The organism is Bradyrhizobium sp. Unk1, assembly GCF_059512345.1.
Genome location: NZ_JCAMOP010000248.1, coordinates 1 through 371 on the forward strand (window position 1 = coordinate 1; position 371 = coordinate 371).

General features: G+C 53.6%; 1 protein-coding gene. It reads right to left on the reverse strand.

The genetic code is table 11. The annotated features are described in order from the left end of the window. The coding region (locus AC5ZFO_RS48345) for an ImmA/IrrE family metallo-endopeptidase (RefSeq protein ID WP_496124316.1) at positions 1–280 on the reverse strand (280 nt) is incomplete at its 3' end. Between the last annotated feature and the right edge of the window lie 91 nt (positions 281–371).

The following is a 371-nucleotide window of genomic DNA, read 5'->3' on the forward strand; positions in this document are numbered from 1 at the left end:
CATTGTCAAACCGGCTGATCCCGCTGCGATTAAAGAGCAGGTGAGCAAGTTCGTGCACGAGGCTAAATGTTTGCCGCGTTTTTGTGGTGCTGTTGTTGATCAGGATGATAGCAAACTCTTCATGCCTAAGGCAGAAGCCCGAAATCGTTCCTTGTTTAAAGCTATCCTTGAATACGAACACGCCGCGCGCCTCGATAGCCCGCCGCCACAGCTTCAATGCATCGTCGTCACTGCTCGCTTCGGGTACTCGATCAAGGGAAACGCCCAACAATTCGCGCACGCGGTGCGCCTGAGTGGAAATGGAAGCGCTGCGTAGACAGGGAAATCTCTCGCCAAGCGGACGTTCTGTCGGATTGCGCCGTTGATAAAGT